General features: G+C 61.9%; 18 protein-coding genes. 11 read left to right on the top strand and 7 right to left on the bottom strand.

Annotation, left to right across the window (positions count from 1 at the left end; genetic code table 11):
- Positions 1 to 135 precede the first annotated feature (135 nt).
- On the top strand, positions 136 to 1,326 hold the full coding sequence (locus tag BMZ43_RS15050) for a CynX/NimT family MFS transporter (protein ID WP_256204551.1): 1,191 nt from the start codon (positions 136 to 138) through the stop codon (positions 1,324 to 1,326).
- Here BMZ43_RS15050 and BMZ43_RS15045 read toward each other — a convergent pair.
- From BMZ43_RS15045 to BMZ43_RS15020, 6 genes are read right to left on the bottom strand one after another with little or no spacing between them, the layout of a single operon-like run.
- Positions 1,323 to 2,132 (bottom strand): DUF4892 domain-containing protein, encoded by an 810-nt coding sequence (locus tag BMZ43_RS15045; RefSeq protein ID WP_093254722.1) that lies wholly within the window; start codon positions 2,130 to 2,132, stop codon positions 1,323 to 1,325. The genes BMZ43_RS15050 and BMZ43_RS15045 overlap by 4 nt on opposite strands.
- A gap of 6 nt (positions 2,133 to 2,138) precedes the next feature.
- The gene (locus BMZ43_RS15040; RefSeq protein WP_093254720.1) at positions 2,139 to 3,020 is read right to left on the bottom strand and encodes an alpha/beta fold hydrolase; all 882 of its coding nucleotides are present in this window, start codon (positions 3,018 to 3,020) and stop codon (positions 2,139 to 2,141) included.
- Positions 3,021 to 3,057: 37 nt separating this feature from the next.
- Positions 3,058 to 3,495, bottom strand: a complete 438-nt coding sequence (locus BMZ43_RS15035; RefSeq protein ID WP_064308386.1) for a hotdog fold thioesterase — start codon at positions 3,493 to 3,495, stop codon at positions 3,058 to 3,060.
- A 20-nt stretch (positions 3,496 to 3,515) separates the two neighbouring features.
- The gene (sixA, locus tag BMZ43_RS15030; RefSeq protein ID WP_093254717.1) at positions 3,516 to 3,971 is read right to left on the bottom strand and encodes a phosphohistidine phosphatase SixA; all 456 of its coding nucleotides are present in this window, start codon (positions 3,969 to 3,971) and stop codon (positions 3,516 to 3,518) included.
- Positions 3,968 to 4,267 (bottom strand): DUF4389 domain-containing protein, encoded by a 300-nt coding sequence (locus tag BMZ43_RS15025; protein ID WP_093254715.1) that lies wholly within the window; start codon positions 4,265 to 4,267, stop codon positions 3,968 to 3,970. Before BMZ43_RS15025 ends, sixA begins: the two co-directional genes overlap by 4 nt.
- A gap of 31 nt (positions 4,268 to 4,298) precedes the next feature.
- Positions 4,299 to 5,321: an NAD(P)H-dependent glycerol-3-phosphate dehydrogenase gene (locus BMZ43_RS15020; protein ID WP_093254713.1), complete on the bottom strand. Its 1,023-nt coding sequence runs from the start codon at positions 5,319 to 5,321 to the stop codon at positions 4,299 to 4,301.
- A 233-nt stretch (positions 5,322 to 5,554) separates the two neighbouring features.
- Between BMZ43_RS15020 and fabA the strand changes: the two genes are divergently transcribed.
- The 3 genes from fabA to BMZ43_RS15005 all read left to right on the top strand — a co-directional run bounded on the left by fabA (position 5,555) and on the right by BMZ43_RS15005 (position 8,768).
- Entirely contained in the window at positions 5,555 to 6,070 is a 516-nt protein-coding gene (gene fabA / locus BMZ43_RS15015) for a 3-hydroxyacyl-[acyl-carrier-protein] dehydratase FabA (RefSeq protein ID WP_007160484.1), read from the top strand.
- Positions 6,071 to 6,081: 11 nt separating this feature from the next.
- The gene (fabB, locus tag BMZ43_RS15010; protein WP_017641974.1) at positions 6,082 to 7,299 is read left to right on the top strand and encodes a beta-ketoacyl-ACP synthase I; all 1,218 of its coding nucleotides are present in this window, start codon (positions 6,082 to 6,084) and stop codon (positions 7,297 to 7,299) included.
- A gap of 254 nt (positions 7,300 to 7,553) precedes the next feature.
- Positions 7,554 to 8,768, top strand: coding sequence for a sugar MFS transporter (locus tag BMZ43_RS15005; protein WP_093254711.1), 1,215 nt, complete (start codon positions 7,554 to 7,556; stop codon positions 8,766 to 8,768).
- Positions 8,769 to 9,178: 410 nt separating this feature from the next.
- Here the strand turns inward: BMZ43_RS15005 and BMZ43_RS15000 are convergent, their stop codons facing one another.
- Positions 9,179 to 10,525, bottom strand: coding sequence for a dicarboxylate/amino acid:cation symporter (locus BMZ43_RS15000; RefSeq protein WP_093254709.1), 1,347 nt, complete (start codon positions 10,523 to 10,525; stop codon positions 9,179 to 9,181).
- Positions 10,526 to 10,902: 377 nt separating this feature from the next.
- On the opposite strand from BMZ43_RS15000, the gene BMZ43_RS14995 reads away from it, so the two are divergent.
- From BMZ43_RS14995 to BMZ43_RS14975, 7 genes are all read left to right on the top strand, one after another.
- On the top strand, positions 10,903 to 11,643 hold the full coding sequence (locus tag BMZ43_RS14995; RefSeq protein ID WP_093254706.1) for a 4'-phosphopantetheinyl transferase family protein: 741 nt from the start codon (positions 10,903 to 10,905) through the stop codon (positions 11,641 to 11,643).
- A 605-nt stretch (positions 11,644 to 12,248) separates the two neighbouring features.
- Complete coding sequence (locus BMZ43_RS14990; protein WP_093254703.1) at positions 12,249 to 15,164, top strand: ribonucleoside-diphosphate reductase subunit alpha; 2,916 nt, start codon at positions 12,249 to 12,251, stop codon at positions 15,162 to 15,164.
- Positions 15,165 to 15,281: 117 nt separating this feature from the next.
- Complete coding sequence (locus BMZ43_RS14985) at positions 15,282 to 16,532, top strand: ribonucleotide-diphosphate reductase subunit beta (protein ID WP_093254700.1); 1,251 nt, start codon at positions 15,282 to 15,284, stop codon at positions 16,530 to 16,532.
- Between the two features lie 76 nt (positions 16,533 to 16,608).
- The gene (dgt, locus tag BMZ43_RS26735; RefSeq protein ID WP_218189458.1) at positions 16,609 to 17,271 is read left to right on the top strand and encodes a dGTP triphosphohydrolase; all 663 of its coding nucleotides are present in this window, start codon (positions 16,609 to 16,611) and stop codon (positions 17,269 to 17,271) included.
- Positions 17,177 to 17,989: a hypothetical protein gene (locus tag BMZ43_RS26730; RefSeq protein ID WP_218189457.1), complete on the top strand. Its 813-nt coding sequence runs from the start codon at positions 17,177 to 17,179 to the stop codon at positions 17,987 to 17,989. The genes dgt and BMZ43_RS26730 overlap by 95 nt, the downstream gene beginning before the upstream one ends.
- The gene (locus BMZ43_RS26085) at positions 17,976 to 18,878 is read left to right on the top strand and encodes a hypothetical protein (protein ID WP_143075264.1); all 903 of its coding nucleotides are present in this window, start codon (positions 17,976 to 17,978) and stop codon (positions 18,876 to 18,878) included. The genes BMZ43_RS26730 and BMZ43_RS26085 overlap by 14 nt, the downstream gene beginning before the upstream one ends.
- A 49-nt stretch (positions 18,879 to 18,927) precedes the next feature.
- Positions 18,928 to 19,962, top strand: coding sequence for a YjgN family protein (locus BMZ43_RS14975; RefSeq protein ID WP_093254697.1), 1,035 nt, complete (start codon positions 18,928 to 18,930; stop codon positions 19,960 to 19,962).
- Positions 19,963 to 20,064: the final 102 nt, after the last annotated feature.

Here is a 20,064-nt window from a genome sequence, read left to right as displayed (position 1 = left end):
GGCGATGGACGAACTGGCGATTTTTTAGCCGGTCCGCCAACTATTTTTTCCCGCTGAAGGGTAGCGAACGGAAGCGCCGTGCGTTATGGCCAGGGTGCGCTAGCATTGCCGGTTTCCCCGGTCATAGCAGTGCTCATGTCTTCTTCAGCGACGTCCCACCTCACGCCCTGGCAACGCGGTCTGCTGCTCGCCAGCCTCATGCTCATCGCCCTCAACCTGCGCCCGGCCCTCTCCAGCCTGGCACCCCTGCTGCGGCAGATCGAAGCCAGCACGGGCCTTTCCAGCAGCGCCATCGGCCTGCTCACCACCCTGCCGGTACTCTGCCTGGGGCTATTCGCGCCCTTGGCCCCGCGCCTGGCGCGCCGCTGGGGCAGCGAACGTACCCTGGGCGCCATCCTGGCGCTGCTCGCCGGCGGCATCGTCCTGCGCAGTCTGCTGCCACCCCTGGGGCTGTTTCTTGGCAGCCTGATCGCCGGCGCCTGCATCGGCATCCTCGGCGTGCTGCTGCCAGCCCTGGTCAAGCGCGACTTTCCCGCCCAGGCCGGCCAGTTGATGGGGCTCTACACCATGATGCTGTGCATTGGCGCCGCCGTGGCCGCAGGCGCCACCGCGCCCCTCGCCACGGCCTTCGACGGCCGCTGGCAACCTGCTCTCGCCACCTGGGCCCTGGTCGCCGTGGTGGCCCTGCTGGTCTGGCTGCCGCAATTGCGCCAGCCGCCCACCATCGCACCGCGCCGGGGTGCCGGCGGTTCGCTGTGGCGCAACCGACTGGCCTGGCAGATCACCCTGTACATGGGCTTGCAGTCGTCGCTGGCCTATATCGTCTTTGGCTGGCTGCCGACCCTGCTGATGGATCGCGGCCTGGGCATGGTGCAGGCGGGTCTGATGCTGTCGGGTTCGGTGATGACCCAGCTGGTCAGCGCCCTCACCGCCCCCTGGCTGGCGACCCGCGGCCGAGACCAGCGCCTGGCCATCGTGGTGGCCATGAGCCTGACCCTCGCCGGCTTGCTGGGCTGCCTCTATGCGCCGCTGGGTAGTCTCTGGCTGTGGGCCGTCGTGCTCGGCCTGGGCCAGGGCGGCACCTTCAGCCTGGCGCTCGCCCTGCTGGTGCTGCGCTCGCGGGATGCGGAAACCGCCGGGCGGCTGTCGGGCATGGCCCAGGGCGCGGGCTACAGCCTGGCTTCGCTCGGCCCGCTGCTGGTGGGCATCCTCCATGACGCCACCCACGACTGGGCACCCATGGGCGTGCTCTTCACCCTGATCGCCGTGCTGGCCACGCTCTTTGGTCTGGGCGCGGGGCGGACCCGCTACGTCAACGACGTCTAGCGGCGATAGAGCCCGGCAGCGCGGCTGGCCTCGGTCTGCAGTCGCGGCGCGCGGATTCCCGCCTCGCGCAGGACGCTCTGCCAGGCCATGGCCTGGTCGCCGCCCAGGGTCACGGCGACATCGCCATTGAGCGCCAGGGCCGCCGCCAGGCGGGCGATCCAGGGTTGCTCCGGCGTCCGCTCCAGGGCGGGCAGCAGCAGCTGACCGTCGCGCTGCAATTCCTTGAGCAGGGTGGCAGCGCTCGGCAACAACTCGGGCAGGGGTTGGCCGGCCTGCAGCCGCTCGGCATGCAGGTAGCCGCGGCGGTTGCCCCGGGTGATGCCATAGAGCGTCAGCACCGTCTGTGGCTCCGCCAGCTGCAATACCAGCAGACCCTGCTGGTCGTCGGGCCCGAACAGCATGGCCTCGCCCAGCAGGCTGTTGGCGATGACGCTGCTGGCGCCGCAGTCACGCCCCTCGCACCAATAGAGCAGCGTCGCGCCCTGCTGCTGCAGGCGCTGGCGTTCGCTGTCCAGCCGTGCCAGTGGCGGATGCCCAGGGGCCAGCTCGAACGTCTGGGTCTGGAGTTCGCCTTCCACCTGCAAGGAATCCTCCAGGCGCAGGCGACCGCCGATGCGACTGGCCGGCCCCAGCGGATAGAGGCGCTCGGCGGTTGCCGGTCCGGTTTCGCGAACGAGCTGGGCATGATCCATGGGCGCGATTTCGGGCAGCACGGCTGCCTGCACACCACAGGTGGAAAACAGCAGGCCGATCAGTAGGGATCGGCGGACGAGAGTGGTGCTGAGGCAGAACGGACGGCTAGGCATGCCGCATTATTCGTTGCGCCCGGTGCTGGCGGCAAAGAAGGCATTGAAACAATCTGCGACGGCCTGGGCGCCCGCGGCATCGTCCAGGTGCAGATGGTGCCCGCCCGGCAGCTCATGGAGGCTGAAGTGTGGCTGCTGCCGTGCCAGGCGCATGGCCTCGGCATGGGGCGCCACGAGGCCGCCCGCGGCCACCACCAGCGCCGTCGGGCAGCGCACGGCGTCCAGGCAGGCAGCCGCCTGCTCCGGCGTGAAACGCATCCGACTGGGCAGCCGCAGGCGCGGATCGGAGCGCCAGGTATAGCCACCCGGCACCGCCATCAAGCCGCGCTCGGCGAGCAACTCGGCGGCTTCGCGACTGACCGTCAGCGCCCCCTTCAGCCGCGCCGCCACGGCGCCTTCCACCGTGGCATAGACCGGCTTGCGTCGATTGGGCAGTTCCAGCTCGGCGAGCAGCGCCTTGCCGAGCTTCTCCGACGTCTCCTCCGCCGGCGTGGTGTAGGGCAGCAGACCATCGATCAACGCCAGGCACTCGACCTGCTCCGGCAGGGCCGCGGCAGCGATGACGCCGACGATGGCGCCCATGGAGTGCCCGAGCAGGCCGAAGCGGTCCCAGCCCAGTTGCCGCGCGGCAGCGAGCACATCCAGTCCATAGTCCTGGATGGCATATCCGACGCCAGCGGGACGATGCGCCGACAGCCCGTGCCCGGGCAGGTCCAGCGCGACGATGCGCAGACCCTGCAGCCGTGGGGCGAGCTGGGCGAAAGTCATGGCATTGTCCAGCCAGCCATGCAGCGCCAGCACCGGATAGCCGTCTTCCGGGCCGAACACCCGGGCGCTCAGCTCGATATGAGGCAGCTCCAGGCGCAGCTCCTGCACCTGGGCCGTCATGTGCTTGCCTCCCCTGCCAGCCAGACGCTGGCCATGTCTAGGAGGCGTCCCGTTGCAGCGGGACCACCGCCACGGTCAGCCGCGATACGCAGGTCAGGCGTCCTTCCTCATCGCTCAGGCGGATGTCCCAGACATGGCTGCTGCGCCCCAGGTGCAGGGGCCGCGCGACCGCCGTTACCCGCCCGGAACGCACGCCGCGCACGTGGTTGGCGTTGATTTCCTGACCCACGCAATAGAAGCGCGAACGATCCACGCAGAGCATGCTGGCGATCGAGCCCACGGTTTCCGCCAGGGCCACCGAGGCGCCGCCATGCAGCAACCCCATGGGCTGGTGAGTACGCCGGTCGACCACCATGCTGGCGGTCAGGCTGCTGTCGTCCCAGGCTTCGATGCGCATGTCCAGGTGTTCTGCGAGGGTATTTTCGAGCGCACGCCCGAGGTCCTCAGGATCCGGAAGGGTCTGCCAGATGCTCATGTACTTTCCTTGCAAGGGCGTCAGCCATGGAAGTGACTGACCAGCTCGAAACCGCCGGCCAGGGACAGCGGCGCCTCCAGGCACAGCAGGGACGCGGTGCCCATGGCTACCGGTGCCTGCCGATGCCCGTGCAGCAACCAGCCGGCCAGTTCAGCGACGAAGGGATTGTGGGTCACCAGCAGCAGCTCCTCCACGCCCAGGCGCTCCAGCTCGTCCAGGGCGCGTTCCGGCTCGCCGTCGGGCGTGGCCCAGGAGGCACTGCGCACCTTGCCTGGCCAGCCCAGTTGCTGCTGAACCAGAGCCGCCGTCTGCTGCGCCCGTACGTAGGGACTGGCGAGGATGAGCTGCAGTTGGGCACCCTGCAGTTGCAGGGCGCTGCGCAACACCTCGGCGCGCCCGGCCATGGTCAGCTCGCGCAGCTCGTCGCTGGACGCCCGCGCCTCGGCTTCGCCATGCCGCAGCAGCCAGAGCTTCATGGCGCGGTGGCGGAGCGATCGTCGGCGGGCTCGGTGGCCGGCCAGTCGGCGAAGGGCCAGGGCTTCACTTCGCTGGCGAAGGTGCCGAAGCGGACGATCTGCGCCAGATAGGCACCCAGGGCCGCGCCAAAGGCGATCAGCCCGGGGTTGGCCTCGCCCTTGATCAGGCGCACCACCAGTTGAACCAGCACCACCACCGCCAGCACGTACTGCGCACCCAGCCAGACGAACAGGAACAGCAGCATCCAGATCAGGCGCAGGCCTAGCAGCTCGCGGGAATGCTCGGGTTGGGACATGGGAATTCCTCTTTTCAGACAGTGTAGCGGCTCAAACGAGGGCGGCGTCCGCCACATCGACATCGGTCTTGGGCTCACCGCCCATCAGGGCCTCGATCACCTGCCCCAAACTGCGACCCTCGAACAGGATCGCATAGAGGCCGTTGACCAGGGGCATGTAGACGCCCAGCTCATCCGCTTTTTCCTTGAGCACGCGCAGGGTGTTGACGCCTTCGGCGGTCTCGCCGATCTGCGCCACCGCCTCGTCCAGGGTCAGTCCCCGCCCGAGGGCGTGACCCACCCGGTAGTTGCGGCTCTTCTCCGACGAGCAGGTCACGATCAGGTCCCCGACCCCGGCCAGGCCGAGGTAGGTGATGGGATTGGCGCCGCGCTGCACGGCGAAGCGGGTCATCTCGGCCAGGGCCCGGGTGATCAGCATGCTGCGGGTGTTCTCGCCCATCGCCAGGGCCGCGGCCATGCCGGCGATGATGGCGTAAACGTTCTTCAGGGCGCCGGCCAGTTCGACGCCGAGGCGATCGGCGCTAGCATAGACGCGGAAGGTACGGCCGTGCAGTGCCGCCTGGACCTGCCGGCACACGGCTTCGTCCTCGCTGGCCACCACGGTGGCGGTGAGCTGATGCTCGGCGATCTCGCGGGCCAGATTAGGACCGGAGATGATGCCGATGCGCGCGCGCGGCACGATTTCCGCGAGGATCTCGCTCATCAGCATAAAGGAATGCGCCTCGATGCCCTTGGTGGTGCTGACGAGGAAACGTCCCTCCAGTTGCTGGGCGATGGGCGCCAGCGCCTGGCGCAGCGCGCTCGATGGCAACGCGACCAGGATCAGCTCGCAGCCTTGGATGGCGCCCGGCAGATCACTGGTGGCCTCGACCGCGGCGTGCACTTTGATACCCTTCAGGTAGCGGGGGTTCTCGCGCTCGCGGCGGATGGTCTCGGCCTGTTGCGGATCGCGCATCCACAGACGCACCGGCAGCCCGTTCTCGGCGACCAGATTGGCCAGGGCGGTACCGAAACTGCCGCCACCCAGGACGGCGATGGGGGATTGGACTGTCATCGAAACTCTCGTCATCACCGCGATCGCGCGGCCTCCTCGCCAGTATACGGTAGCCGCTCGCGCGGCCCAGGATGGAGAATTGACTGCGGAAAGTGCACAATGGTCCGTTAACGAGCGGGGCGCTGGCCTGTGACTTTCCCGATGCCCCGGCAGTCTACTGCTACACGAAGCCATACCCAGAGCGACCTTCGGAGTCGCCAGAGCCTGGACCTAGGCCAGCTACAGGAGCTTGCATGACCAAACAACACGCCTTTACCTACGAAGACTTGCTGCGCTGCAGCCGTGGCGAGCTCTTCGGTCCGGGCAATGCCCAATTGCCCGCACCGAACATGCTGATGATCGATCGGATCACGCATATCAGTGAGGTAGGCGGGAAATACGGCAAGGGCGAACTGGTGGCGGAACTCGATATCCGTCCCGACCTCTGGTTCTTCGGTTGCCATTTCGAAGGTGATCCGGTGATGCCGGGCTGCCTGGGCCTGGATGCCATGTGGCAGCTGGTCGGTTTCTACCTTGGCTGGCAGGGCAATCCGGGTCGCGGTCGCGCCCTGGGCTCTGGCGAAGTGAAGTTCTTCGGCCAGGTACTGCCGACTGCCAAGAAGGTCACCTACAATATTCATATCAAACGCACCATCAACAGGTCGCTGATTCTGGCCATCGCCGATGGCACCGTTAGCGTGGACGGCCGCGAGATCTACTCCGCCGAAGGTCTGCGCGTCGGCCTGTTCACTTCCACCGATAGCTTCTAAGGGCTTTTCGCATGCGTCGCGTCGTCATTACCGGTCTGGGTATCGTTTCGTGCCTGGGCAATGATAAAGACACCGTTTCCGCCAACCTGCGCGCAGGCCGTGCCGGCATCCGTCACAATCCGGAATATGCCGAAATGGGTCTGCGCAGCCAGGTTTCCGGTTCCATCGACCTGAACCTCGAAGAACTGATCGACCGCAAGGTCAAGCGCTTCGTCGGCGATGCCGCTGCCTACGCCTATCTGGCGATGGAGCAGGCGATCAAGGACTCCGGTCTGGCCGAAGACCAGGTCTCCAACCCTCGCACCGGCCTGATCGCCGGCTCGGGTGGCGCTTCCACCTTCAACCAGATGGAAGCCCTGGACATCCTGCGCGAGAAGGGCGTCAAGCGCGTCGGTCCCTACCGCGTGACCCGGACCATGAGCAGCACGGTCTCCGCCTGCCTGGCCACCCCCTTCAAGATCAAGGGCCTGAACTACTCCGTAGCCTCGGCCTGCGCCACCAGCGCTCACTGCATCGGCCTGGCCATGGAGCAGATCCAGCTCGGCAAGCAGGACGTGGTCTTCGCCGGCGGCGGCGAGGAAGAGCACTGGACCCAGAGCATGCTGTTCGATGCCATGGGCGCGCTCTCCAGCGACTACAACGAGACGCCGGAAAAGGCTTCCCGTGCCTACGACAGCAAGCGTGACGGTTTCGTCATCGCTGGCGGCGGCGGCATGGTGGTGGTCGAAGAACTCGAACACGCCCTGGCCCGTGGCGCCAAGATCTATGCCGAGATCGTCGGCTACGGCGCGACCTCCGACGGCTACGACATGGTCGCCCCGAGCGGCGAAGGCGCCATCCGCTGCATGCAGCAGGCGCTGTCCACCGTCGACGGCGAGATCGACTACCTGAACACCCACGGCACCTCCACCCCGGTGGGCGACGTGGCCGAGATCAAGGGCGTACGCGCCGTGTTCGGTGACAAGGCGCCGGCCATCAGCTCCACCAAGAGCCTGTCCGGCCACTCCCTGGGCGCCGCCGGTGTCCATGAGGCCATCTACTGCATGCTGATGATGGAAGGCAACTTCATCGCCGGCTCGGCCAACATCGACGAACTGGATCCGGAAGTCGCTGACCTGCCGATCCTGCGCGAGACCAAGGAAGACGCTAAGCTGGACCTCGTCATGAGCAACAGCTTCGGCTTCGGCGGCACCAACGCCACCCTGGTACTCAAGCGCTGGCAGGGCTGATAGCCCTCACTTGTGTGACCCAAACGGCGCCTCTGGCGCCGTTTTTCATTTCTGCGCCGTGCCCCGCTGAACCGGTCACTGGCCCCGCGGTCGAAGGCGCCGGCACTTCGCCTGCGAACCTCCAGGAAGAATGGATTCAGCAGCGCGAATAGCTTAATCTCGCGCCGCTTCGCTGTGTCTGCGCAGCCGCCCTAGACAGCGCTGTCCGAGAATCGCGGGCAGAAACAAGAAACTGTTGTACCCATGGAGCCCCAATGCACAATCAAAACCAGAGCTACCGCGGACCCTTGATCGTCCTCACCATGCTGTTCTTCATGTGGGGCCTGATCACCTCGCTGAACGACATCCTCATCCCCCACCTCAAGGCGGTCTTCACCCTCAGCTACCTGCAGGCCTCGCTGATCCAGTTCTGCTTCTTCACCGCCTACTTCATCGTCTCCTTCCCGGCGGGTCGCCTGGTGGAAAGCCTGGGCTACAAGAAGGGCATCATCGTCGGCCTGCTCACTGCCGGCGTTGGTTGCGTGCTCTTCTACCCGGCGGCCGGAGCCCACTCCTACGGCTTCTTCCTGACCGCCCTGTTCGTACTGGCGGCCGGCATCACCGTGTTGCAGGTAGCGGCGAATCCCTATGTCACCATCCTCGGCAAGCCGGAAACCGCGGCCTCGCGCCTCAACCTGACCCAGGCCTTCAACTCCCTGGGCACCACCGTCGGCCCACTGGTGGGCGCGGTGACCATCCTGGCGCTGGTCGGTGAAGACTCCGCCGCCCATTCGGTGCAGCTGCCCTACCTGATCCTGGCCGGCATGCTGGTCGCCCTGGCGGTGATCATCGGCCTCTTCCGCCTGCCGCAGATCAAGGACACCGAACAGGACAACACCACCGACGAGAACGCCCTGGCCGCCAACAGCGTCTGGGCCTATCGTCACCTGCTGCTCGGCGTGGTCGGCATCTTCATGTACGTGGGCGCCGAAGTGTCCATCGGCAGCTACCTGGTGAGTCTGATGGAAAGCCCGGACGTGGCCGGCCTGAACGCCGCTACCGCCGCCAAGTACCTGTCGCTGTACTGGGGTGGCGCCATGGTCGGTCGCTTCATCGGCGGCGTGATCATGACCAAGGTGCGGCCGAACCTGGTGCTGAGCTTCAACGCCATCGCCATCGGCGTGCTGCTGGCCGTGGCCGTGCTGCAAGGCGGCAAGGTCGCCATGTGGGCCCTCCTGGCCATCGGCTTCTTCAACTCCATCATGTTCCCGACCATCTTCTCCCTGGCGCTCAAGGGCCTGGGCAAGTTCACCTCCAAGGGTTCGGGTCTGCTGTGCATGGGTATCGTCGGCGGCGCCTTGGTGCCGGCCATCCAGGGCTACTTCGCTGATACCATCGGCCTGCTGCCCTCCTTCCTTATCCCCCTGGTCTGCTACCTCTACATCCTGTTCTACGGCGTGATGGGCTACCGTCCCAGCCTGCGTCGCTGATCCACCCCGAAGCGCTGGCGGTCTGCCAGCGCTTCACCCCTCCTCCTGCTATTACCCGGCCCCTTCCCCCTCTGCTTCGGCAACCTGCCTGCGACCACGCAGCCTGGTCACCTTCCCTGCGCCTGCTCGTCCTCCGGCAAGACGACGCTCGCAAGGCCCGCATACAGCGCCCCCCTGCTTTCCACTGCATCCTGGCTGCCACCCAAGAGCGTGATGGAGCCGCAGCTCAGGCACCCTGGCCGGCGGTTGAGGCAACCCCAGCCAATTGATCGCTCGGCGTTTCCGCCAGGGCACAGTGTCTGCGTCCCTCCCTCAGCAAATCCAAGGCAAAAGAAAACGCCCGCATCTTTCGATACGGGCGTTTCGCACTTGCCGGAGGGACCGCTCCAGGAGCGGTCCTCGCGCTAGGCTCAGGCAGTCTGGCGAGCTTCCTCGACTTCGACGGCGTTCGGGCCGCGAGCGAGTTCGGTCTTCAGGGTCTGCTCGTCCAGCTGGCCACACCACTTGGCGACCACGATGGAGGCCACGCCGTTGCCGACCAGGTTGGTCAGGGCGCGGGCTTCGGACATGAAGCGGTCGATACCCAGGATCAGCGCCAGGCCAGCGACCGGTACGTGACCGACAGCGGACAGGGTGGCGGCCAGCACGATGAAGCCGCTACCGGTGACGCCTGCGGCGCCCTTGGAGGAGATCAGCAGCACCAGCAGCAGGGTGATCTGGTGGGTGATGTCCATCTGGGTGTTGGTGGCCTGGGCGATGAACACCGCAGCCATGGTCAGGTAGATGGAGGTACCGTCGAGGTTGAAGGAGTAGCCGGTGGGGATCACCAGGCCAACCACCGACTTCTCGGCGCCCAGCTTCTGCATCTTGGTCAGCATGCGCGGCAGGGCGGACTCGGAGGACGAGGTACCCAGCACGATCAGCAGTTCTTCACGGATGTACTTGATGAACTTGAGGATGCTGAAGCCGTGCATGCGCGCCACGGCGCCCAGCACCACCAGCACGAACAGCAGGCAGGTGATATAGAAGCAGGCCATCAGGTAGCCCAGCTGCACCAGGGTGCCGACGCCGTACTTGCCGATGGTGAACGCCATGGCACCGAAGGCGCCGATGGGGGCGAGCTTCATGATGACGTTGATGATGTTGAAGAAGACGTGGGAGATGCGGTCGATGAAGTTGAACACCAGTTGACCGGTCTCGCCCAGGCGATGCAGGGCGTAGCCGAACAGCACGGCGAAGAACAGGACCTGTAGGATCTCACCGGTGGCGAAGGCGTTGACGACCGTCGACGGGATGATGTTCATCAGGAAGTCGATGGTGCTCTGCTTCTCGCCAGCTGCCGCGTAGGCCGCGACGCCCTTGGTGTCCAGGGTGCTGACGTCGACGTTCATGCCGGCGCCCGGCTGGACGACGTTGACCACGATCAGGCCGATCAGCAGTGCGATGGTGGAGAAGATCTCGAAGTACAGCAGCGCCATGCCGCCGGTCTTGCCCACGGCCTTCATGTTCTGCATGCCGGCGATGCCGGTCACCACGGTGCAGAAGATGATGGGCGCGATGACCATCTTGATCAGCTTGATGAAACCGTCGCCCAACGGCTTCATGGCTGCGCCGGTCTGGGGATAGAAGTGGCCGAGCAGGATACCCAGGACGATCGCCACGATTACCTGGAAGTACAGGCTCTTGTAGATCGGCTGCTTGACGGGTCGCTTGGGCGCGGGAGCTGTAGTAGTTGTTGTGTCGACGGTTGCTGTCATGGCTCTTTCCCTTGTGGCCACTGCCTGACGTCCTGTCTGAGTGGGCACCTGACTGATGTTGGCTCTCTCATCCTGAGAGCTTTTTGTTGTGGATCTGGCGGCCGCGCGACGGTGACGCCAATATCTGGCTAAACCTAAGCAATCGTCGTTCCACTTTTGGCTGCGCAATCAAAAGGCCAGCTTTCATGCACCTTTCAGCCAAAAGTCTAGTAGCCCGCGGCGGGCGGAACCTCGCCACCCGACGAAAAGGGGCGGAAATCCCCCACCGTCCGAGGCGGTTTTCCGCCAGCCAGAGCCGGTAGTCGGCTATCCTTTGCGCGCCCTTCCCTCGGAGCCTGTCGTGATCCGTAGCTACCCTCCACGAGTAGTCGGCTGAGATGCCTGCCTTGCCCCCCGCCGACCTGCCCGGCTGCTGCACAGCGCCCGAGCCGCTACCGCCCCTGGCGGCGGAACTTGCCTCCCTGAGCCTGCTGCACTGCCGTTTCGATCCCGCCCAGATGAGCTTCGAGCGCGACGCCCTGCGCCTGGGCGCCCTGCCCCCAGACAACATCCGCCGCGCCGTGGCCAAGCGCCAGGCCGAATACCTGGCCGGGCGCCTCTGCGCTCGCGAGGCGCTGCGCCAGCTGAGCGGTACTGCAGTCGTGCCCGGCCATCGCACCACGGACCGCGGACCCGCTTGGCCAACCGGCTGGGTCGGCGCCATCACCCATAGCCATGGCTGGGCAGCCGCGGTGGTGGGCAGCGCCCGGGACTACCTGGGTCTCGGTCTGGATGTGGAGACTCTGCTCGAACCGGCCAAGGCGCTACGTCTGGCCGACCAGATCCTCACTCCGGCCGAACGGGAAAGCGTGCAGGCTTTGGACGAAGATCGGCAGGCCTTTGCCATCACCCTGGCGTTTTCCGCCAAGGAAAGTCTGTTCAAGGCGCTGCACCCCCAGGTCGAGCAGATGTTCTTCTTCCAGGATGCCGAGATCCTTGGCACCGATCCCGGCGGTACCTTCGACATCCGTCTGCTGCTCGATCTCTCGCCGCGCTGGTCCGCCGGGACATCCCTGCGCGGTCACTTCCGCCTGGACGAGCAACAGCGGTTGCTGACGCTGGTCGCGCCTCGGCACTGAGGGATGCCTATAGAGGAAGGGTTCTCTGGTCGATGAGGTCCGCGGAGGTTGGCCGGGGCAGAACGTCGCAGCGGCCATCGAACGTTTTCTTATGGTGGAGAAAGTGCTCATAGCGAACCGGTATATCCCTCGACGCTTTTGTCATGCCGGTTCCGCCACGTTGTACGTTATTTGACCACCTCGCTCTGATCCCAGCCTTCACGCGCACTGACCGGGTACCACCCCCAGGATACCCCCCAGTCCCGAACAGCTTATCCACGTCTTATCCACAGCTGAAAACGTGACAAACGCGACATCTAGTGGCCTTTGCACCCCCGCACCACCATATATAGCAGTTCGTCGGTATAGCCTGGGACGGCGAAACACCCCTCTGTCAAGACTGTCTTCCCTAGCGAGGAGGGCTTATCCTGTCGCCCGAATCATGAATTTCCAGGGTCCCTGACCCCGAACGCCGGCTCCCTCGGGAATCGGTGCCGATACGGCTTTTCGTTGGAATCTTCATTGCTAATGGCGCGACAGGCAGTCGTCGCGCAGGCCCAGGGCCAACACTCTTCCGGATCGCCGGCTCGCCGACGATCCCCTCTTTCCGATCAAGGGAGTTCCGCATGCACACCGACCTGACCCGCGAGCAAGCCCAGCAGGGCCGCCCGGCGCAAGATGACAGCCAGGACCTGGGCGCCACTGCCCCCGGTCAACTGCGCGTCATCAAGCGCAACGGTACCGTCGTCCCCTATACCGACGACAAGATCACCGTGGCCATCAGCAAGGCTTTCCTCGCCGTGGAAGGCGGTACCGCTGCAGCCTCCTCGCGCATCCACACCACCGTCAAGCAGCTCACCGACCAGGTCAGCAGCACCTTCAAGCGCCGTATGCCCTCCGGTGGCACCATCCACATCGAAGAGATCCAGGACCAGGTCGAACTGGCGCTGATGCGCGCCGGCGAGCAGAAGGTCGCCCGCAGCTATGTGATCTACCGTGAGGCCCGCAGCCAGGAGCGCAAGCAGGGCGCCGCCAGCGACATCGCCGAGCCGCACCCGAGCATCCGCGTGACCAAGGCCGACGGCACCACCCAGCCGCTCGACATGGGTCGCCTGAACACCATCATCAGCGAAGCCTGCGAAGGTCTCGAAGAGGTGAACGGCGAGCTGATCCAGAAGGAAACCCTGAAGAACCTGTACGACGGCGTGGCCGAGAAGGACGTCAACACCGCCCTGGTGATGACCTCCCGTACCCTGGTCGAGCGTGAGCCCAACTACTCCTACGTCACCGCTCGCCTGCTGCTGGACAGCCTGCGCGCCGAAGGCCTGAGCTTCCTCGGCGTCGCCGAGTCCGCCACCCACCACGAGATGGCCGACCTCTACGCCAAGGCCCTGCCCGCCTACGTCGCCAAGGGCGTGGAGCTGGAGCTGCTGGACCCGAAACTGGCCAGCTTCGATCTGGAACGCCTGGGCGCCGCCATCGATCACGAGCGCGACCAGCAGTTCACCTACCTGGGTCTGCAGACCCTGTACGACCGCTACTTCCTGCACAGCCACGGCACCCGCTTCGAGCTGCCGCAGCTGTTCTTCATGCGCGTGGCCATGGGCCTGGCGCACATGGAGAAGGACAAGGAAGCCCGCGCCATCGAGTTCTACAACCTGCTGGCCAGCTTCGACTACATGGCGTCCACCCCGACCCTGTTCAACGCCGGCACCCTGCGTCCGCAGCTGTCCAGCTGCTACCTGACCACCGTACCCGACGACCTGTCCGGCATCTATGGCGCCATCCACGATAACGCCATGCTGTCGAAGTTCGCCGGTGGCCTGGGCAACGACTGGACCCCAGTACGTGCCCTGGGCTCCTACATCAAGGGCACCAACGGCAAGAGCCAGGGCGTCGTGCCCTTCCTCAAGGTGGTCAACGACACCGCCGTGGCGGTCAACCAGGGCGGCAAGCGCAAGGGCGCGGTCTGCGCCTACCTGGAAACCTGGCACCTGGACATCGAGGAATTCCTCGAACTGCGCAAGAACACCGGTGACGACCGTCGTCGTACCCACGACATGAACACCGCCAACTGGATCCCCGACCTGTTCATGAAGCGCGTCTTCGAGGACGGCAACTGGACCCTGTTCTCCCCCGCCGACGTGCCTGATCTGCACGACCTCTACGGCAAGGCCTTCGAAGAGCGCTACGAGTACTACGAAGCCCTGACCGAGTACGGCAAGCTCAAGCTGCACAAGACCATCAAGGCCAAGGACCTCTGGCGCAAGATGCTGTCCATGCTGTTCGAGACCGGCCACCCGTGGCTGACCTTCAAGGACCCGTGCAACCTGCGCAGCCCGCAGCAGCACGTAGGTGTGGTGCACAGCTCCAACCTCTGCACCGAGATCACCCTGAACACCAACAAGGACGAGATCGCCGTGTGCAACCTGGGTTCGGTGAACCTGGTGAACCACATCGTCGACGGTAAGCTGGACGTGGCCAAGGTCGCCCGCACCGTCAAGACCGCCGTGCGCATGCTCGACAACGTCATCGACATCAACTACTACTCGGTGCCCCAGGCGGAGAATTCCAACCTCAAGCACCGTCCGGTCGGCATGGGCATCATGGGCTTCCAGGATGCGCTGTACCTGCAGCACATCGCCTACGGCTCGGATGCCGCCGTGCAGTTCGCCGACACCTCCATGGAAGTGATCAGCTACTACGCCATCCAGGCCTCCTGTGACCTGGCCGAAGAGCGTGGCAGCTACTCCAGCTTCCAGGGTTCGCTGTGGTCCCAGGGCATCCTGCCGATCGATTCCGAGAAGCGCCTGATCGAAGAGCGCGGCGCCAAGTACATCGAGGTCGACCTGTCCGAGACCCTGGACTGGGCCCCGCTGCGCGAGCGTGCCAAGAAAGGCATCCGCAACTCCAACATCATGGCCATCGCCCCGACCGCGACCATCGCCAACATCACCGGCGTGTCCCAGTCGATCGAGCCGACCTACCAGAACCTCTATGTGAAGTCGAACCTCTCGGGCGAATTCACCGTCATCAACCCCTACCTGGTACGCGACCTCAAGGCCCGCGGCCTGTGGGATTCGGTGATGGTCAACGACCTCAAGTACTACGACGGCTCCGTGCAGCAGATCGAGCGCATCCCGCAGGATCTGAAGGACCTGTACGCCACCGCCTTCGAAGTGGAGACCAAGTGGATCGTCGAGGCCGCCAGCCGTCGCCAGAAGTGGATCGACCAGGCGCAGTCGCTGAACCTGTACATCGCCGGCGCCTCGGGCAAGAAGCTCGACGTGACCTACCGCATGGCCTGGTTCCGTGGTCTGAAGACCACCTACTACCTCCGTGCCCTGGCCGCCACCAGCACCGAGAAGTCCACCATCAACACCGGCAAGCTGAACGCCGTGAGCGCCGATCCCATCACCGGGGTCCAGGCCAGCGCGGCCCCCGCCCCGGCCCAGAAAGCCGAAGCTGCTCCTGCCCCCGCACCGGCTCCGGTGCCCAAGGCCTGCAGCCTCGACGATCCCGAGTGCGAAGCCTGCCAGTAACACCCCAAGCCCTCTCCCAGTAGAGGGCTGCTCTTTATCCCCTCTCCCCCTGGGAGAGGGCTAGGGTGAGGGCCACGCCGCCCCGCCCCCACCGCACAGCCACCCAGGAGACACCCCATGCTGAACTGGGAAGAATTCGACAAAGACGACGACACCACCCCCGCCAAGCCCGCCCAGGCCGCTGGCCAGCAGGCGCCCGCTCAGACCGAGCGCCTGGATTCCGAGGGCGACGCCCTGGTCCATGACGCCCGCGCCCTGTCCGCCGACGATTCCGACGCCGTGGCCCGTGCCAAGGCCGCGCTGAACGAGCTGGACATCCAGGAAGGCCTGGACGACCTGGAAGGCTCCTCCGCCCGCGTGCACGTCGGCGACAAGCAGATGATCAACGCTCGCGCCGACCTCAACCAGCTCGTGCCCTTCAAGTACGACTGGGCCTGGCAGAAGTATCTGGATGGTTGCGCCAACCACTGGATGCCCCAGGAAGTGAACATGAACGCCGACATCGCAACCTGGAAGAGCGCGGACGGCCTCACCGAGGACGAGCGCCGCATCGTCAAGCGCAACCTCGGCTTCTTCTCCACCGCCGACTCCCTGGTCGCCAACAACCTGGTGCTGGCCGTCTACCGCCTGATCACCAACCCCGAGTGCCGCCAGTACATCCTGCGCCAGGCCTTTGAAGAGGCGATCCACACCCACGCCTACCAGTACTGCATCGAGTCGCTGGGCATGGATGAAGGCGAGATCTTCAACATGTACCACGAGATCCCGAGCGTCGCGAAGAAGGCGAGCTGGGGCCTGAAGTACACCCGTTCCATCTCCGACCCCGAGTTCAAGACCGGCACCCCGGAGACCGATCGACAGTTCCTCAAGAACCTGATCGCCTACTACTGCGTACTGGAAGGCATCTTCTTCTATTGCGGTTTCACCCAGATCCTCTCCATGGGTCGCCGCAACAAGATGACCGGCACCGCCGAGCAGTTCCAGTACATCCTGCGTGACGAGTCCATGCACCTGAACTTCGGCATCGACATGATCAACCAGATCAAGATCGAGAACCCGAGCCTCTGGGATGCCCAGATGAAGGACGAAGCCACCCAGATGATCCTCCAGGGCACCCAGCTGGAGATCGAATACGCGCGCGACACCATGCCCCGCGGCGTACTGGGCATGAACGCGGCGATGATGGAGGACTACCTCAAGTTCATCGCCAACCGCCGCCTGACCCAGATCGGCCTCAAGGAAGAATACCCGGGCGCCACCAACCCCTTCCCCTGGATGAGCGAAATCATGGACCTCAAGAAGGAGAAGAACTTCTTCGAGACCCGCGTGATCGAGTATCAGACTGGTGGGGCGTTGAGCTGGGATTGATGTGAAGAGCAAAGTGTAGGAAAAGCGCTTCAGTTCTCTGGGGACATACAGTTCAAATAGCAAATAGGTATGCCAGATGCTTACGTGGGAAAAGCTATTAAATCCGGTACGTCGTAAAACTCTTCATGAGAGCCCAGAGGACAGCAATACAGGAGCCGGGAGAACTGAGTCTGAGCGCGATTACGACAGAATTCTGTTTGCGACACCTACGAGACGATTAGCAGATAAAACTCAAGTCTATCCTATGGAGGAGCACGACTCAGTTCGTACCAGACTGACCCACTCCCATGAAGTAAGCAATCTTGCGCGAAGCATTGGCATTAAATTAGCCTTTGAACACGGGGAGGCAGTATTCGGTACTGACCACGAAAAACTTCAAGCCAAAAGAAACATTCCTGCACTTTTGGCTGCAGTAGGACTGGCACACGACCTTGGCAACCCTCCCTTTGGACATCAAGGTGAACTCGCCATACAACAGTGGTTTTTGGAAAAGAAACATGAATCATTTGACAAAGACTTCTTAGAGTTTGACGGAAATGCCCAAACGTTCAGACTCTTGACTAGATTACAGCTATTAAATGATAAATTCGGATTAAATCTAACTGTCAGCACTTTAGCTGCACTATTAAAGTACCCTAGCGTTTATGGTTCAAAAAGCAAAGGGGGCTTTAAAAAGCACGGCGCTTTTCAAAGTGAGAGAGATAATACAAGAAGTCTGGCAAGAGACAGGGCTATCTGAAGGAATAAGACATCCGCTGGCCTACATAATGGAAGCATGCGACGATATTGCCTACTCCATTATCGACGCCGAAGATACAGTAAAAAAAGGCTATGCCTCTTTTTACGACCTAATGGATCATCTCGAAAATAATAGTGGCAATGACAAGGTCGTTGCGGAAGTGGTTGGCTATTCAAAATCTAAAAATCATAACTTCAGAAGCGGAGACCTTAGCTCAAGAGAGCTAAATGACATTTCAATGCAGATGTTCAGAGTCAAAGCGATCTCTTCGATGGTCTCTGCTGCAACAGACGTATTTGTCTCTAATATTGAAAAAATGATGTCGGGTAATCTACAGCCAGGTTTTGAAATAATAGAAAACTCTACCTGCTCGACACTTTGCAGAATTACAAAAGACTTTGACAGAAAGCACGGCTTTCAACATAAAGATGTTCTCAAACTTGAATTGCAAGGTAGCAACCACATTAAAAGCATGATGACAATGCTTTGGAAAGCTGTATCCAATGAAGATGGAAAAGACAGACCTTTCGAAAGATATGTCTACGGAGCCATCTCTGAAAACTATCGAAGAGTTTACAAAACATCTTCACCACCTAAAGGCGCACACTCTAACTATACTAAAGCGCAGCTAATTTGCGATTCTATATCCGGAATGACGGAGTCGTATCTAATAAAGAAACACAATGAATTCAAAGCGCTAGAAAATGCAAGCCAGTAAAGTTGGCCCTGTAAGCTCAAAAGAAAACCTAAAAAAACGCGTTAAGCGTTTTTTTAGGTTTAAAGAAGATCAAAGCACCAATAACCAGTTAAAACTTAATCTAAGTCCAAACACAAAGAAATTCAATCCCAAAATAAATAACTTTCCAAAGGTTGATTTATTCCTGGATTTTTTATCTAAAAAAATCTCCAACGGAGACCTATATCTATTTGGCGGAGCACTTCGAGATTTAGCTTTTTTTGGAAGCCGAGGATTTAATTCTGATTTAGATTTGGTCACAGATGGGGACTGGGAAGAATGCAAAAAAATAGTTGAAAGCCTACAGGCGGAAAAAAATAAATTTGATGGGTACAGGCTTGAAATAGCGGGCTGTCTTATTGATTTCTGGCATGCTGAAAAGACTTGGGCTATAGCAAATGGCCACATAAAATATGAAGGAATAGAATCTCTAACAAAGACAACAATATTAAACTGGGACGCAATCCTTATGAACTGGAGAACCAAAGATATAATTTGCGCCCCGATGTATTTTGAAGAAATAGAAGCAGGGAGAATGGACATAGTCTTAGAAGAAAATCCTAACCCTTTGGGTGCGTGTATTAGAGTGTTCAGGCACCTATGTTTGAAAGATGCAAAAAGCATAAGCAAAAAAACCGCAGAATTTCTAGCAAATAGCACAGCCAAGTACAGCCTAATAGAAATTACAGAGCAAGAGCTATCCAGCTATGGAAGCACAGTCATTGACCCCAATATCTATAAGCTTTTTGAAAAATTGAAAAACTATGAGCTACTGGAAATAAACGAGAGATTCAGGCTTGCCACTTCCATGTTAGAAAAAGAAAACAGAACAGCATTATACAAACAGCTTGAATGGAGCTTCGAGGATTAGGCTGCATATCATCTACCTCCTCTAGAAACCAAAAAATACGGGATTCTTTGTGCCCCGCTGGACTGACCAACCCTCCACCGACACTGATGCCTTCTTCGACTTCATCCTCAAGTTTTCCGGTACCTTCCTACGGCGTCATGCTTCGCTGCTGGCCAAGGGGCTACCGCCGACCCTGGGCTTCGGGATGTTCCTGGCCTATTTCGCCCGTAACCATTTCTATCCCAGCTTCGATCTCTTCCAGTTTTCGTCACTGCTGCTGGCCGCTGCCTGTCTGGGCTTCCTGACCATTGGCGCCTTCGTTGCCGCACTCTTTCTGCCAGGTGCCTGGGTCTATTACCGCTTCATCAATACGGCGGCGATCAAGGAAGACATCAGCTACGCCCTGCCCTATCGCGGCGAGGGGCGCTTTCGCAAGATCATGCTGTTGATGGCGCTGGTGTTCTTCGTGCCCTATCTGCTGGCGGGGTTCAGTAATGCGGCCATTCTCTTCGTCGATCCTGAACTGTTCCTCAGCGGTGCCTTGCTTGCGCCCATCGCCATCACGCTACTGGCGGGCATGGCCATACAGGGATTGTTCGACATGCGCCGCTTCAGTTTCCTGAAGTTCGTCTGGGAGGCTTACCTGTCGACGATGGTTGTCGGCCTGTTCATCGTTTGGATGCTGGCCCAGGCCTATCCGCTGGTGAGCGATTGGCAGCCGCTGCTCAAGTGGGGCGCCCTGGCCATCGCCCCCTTCATCATTGCCTTCGTCACGACCATGACTTCCATGCTGTTCATCGCTGGCTGGAAGGCGGCGATGATGTTTTCGCTGTTCTTCGCCCTCTTTCTGGCCGGCTATAGCGGTGTGCTCACCACCCTGCCCGAGACCATGGTCAGGACGCTGGGCCTGGGGAATTACCAGGCCAAGGCCATCGTGCTCGATACCTCCTACTGCGCCAAGGAGCAGCCCACGACCGAGCACTGCGTGCTGCAGGATGTGCAGGTGGTCTGGTCGCTGGGTGAGGCGTTCGTATTGCGCTTGGCGGATGGCAGCACGGCGCGGTTGCCGGCCACGGCGATTCGGGCGTTGGTGAAGCCCCAATAACGGGCGTGCCGCCTACGCCAGCCAAAGGCCAGGTTTGAATTAGGGTTATCTGCCCGTCATCATGGCGCGCAATCCTCTGCCTCAAGCCCGCGCCTGCCGTGT

Origin of the sequence: Pseudomonas sp. Snoq117.2, from assembly GCF_900110545.1 — a bacterium.
GTDB classification, from domain to species: Bacteria; Pseudomonadota; Gammaproteobacteria; order Pseudomonadales; family Pseudomonadaceae; genus Chryseomonas; species Chryseomonas benzopyrenica.
Note: the sequence above shows the minus strand (reverse complement) of the source record. Positions and strands in the feature narration are given on the sequence as shown.

Bases quoted from the DNA above. Each gene is read 5' to 3' on its own strand.
- BMZ43_RS26730 (WP_218189457.1), top strand. From the start codon at position 17,177: ATGGTTCAAAAAGCAAAGGGGGCTTTAAAAAGCACGGCGCTTTTCAAA.
- BMZ43_RS15005 (WP_093254711.1), top strand. From the start codon at position 7,554: ATGCACAATCAAAACCAGAGCTACCGCGGACCCTTGATCGTCCTCACC.
- BMZ43_RS15040 (WP_093254720.1), bottom strand. From the start codon at position 3,020: ATGACGGCCCAGGTGCAGGAGCTGCGCCTGGAGCTGCCTCATATCGAG.
- BMZ43_RS15020 (WP_093254713.1), bottom strand. From the start codon at position 5,321: ATGACAGTCCAATCCCCCATCGCCGTCCTGGGTGGCGGCAGTTTCGGT.
- sixA (WP_093254717.1), bottom strand. From the start codon at position 3,971: ATGAAGCTCTGGCTGCTGCGGCATGGCGAAGCCGAGGCGCGGGCGTCC.
- BMZ43_RS15025 (WP_093254715.1), bottom strand. From the start codon at position 4,267: ATGTCCCAACCCGAGCATTCCCGCGAGCTGCTAGGCCTGCGCCTGATC.
- BMZ43_RS14985 (WP_093254700.1), top strand. From the start codon at position 15,282: ATGCTGAACTGGGAAGAATTCGACAAAGACGACGACACCACCCCCGCC.
- BMZ43_RS15035 (WP_064308386.1), bottom strand. From the start codon at position 3,495: ATGAGCATCTGGCAGACCCTTCCGGATCCTGAGGACCTCGGGCGTGCG.
- BMZ43_RS15050 (WP_256204551.1), top strand. From the start codon at position 136: ATGTCTTCTTCAGCGACGTCCCACCTCACGCCCTGGCAACGCGGTCTG.
- BMZ43_RS15000 (WP_093254709.1), bottom strand. From the start codon at position 10,525: ATGACAGCAACCGTCGACACAACAACTACTACAGCTCCCGCGCCCAAG.
- BMZ43_RS14990 (WP_093254703.1), top strand. From the start codon at position 12,249: ATGCACACCGACCTGACCCGCGAGCAAGCCCAGCAGGGCCGCCCGGCG.
- fabB (WP_017641974.1), top strand. From the start codon at position 6,082: ATGCGTCGCGTCGTCATTACCGGTCTGGGTATCGTTTCGTGCCTGGGC.
- BMZ43_RS26085 (WP_143075264.1), top strand. From the start codon at position 17,976: ATGCAAGCCAGTAAAGTTGGCCCTGTAAGCTCAAAAGAAAACCTAAAA.
- BMZ43_RS14995 (WP_093254706.1), top strand. From the start codon at position 10,903: ATGCCTGCCTTGCCCCCCGCCGACCTGCCCGGCTGCTGCACAGCGCCC.
- dgt (WP_218189458.1), top strand. From the start codon at position 16,609: ATGCTTACGTGGGAAAAGCTATTAAATCCGGTACGTCGTAAAACTCTT.
- fabA (WP_007160484.1), top strand. From the start codon at position 5,555: ATGACCAAACAACACGCCTTTACCTACGAAGACTTGCTGCGCTGCAGC.
- BMZ43_RS15045 (WP_093254722.1), bottom strand. From the start codon at position 2,132: ATGCCTAGCCGTCCGTTCTGCCTCAGCACCACTCTCGTCCGCCGATCC.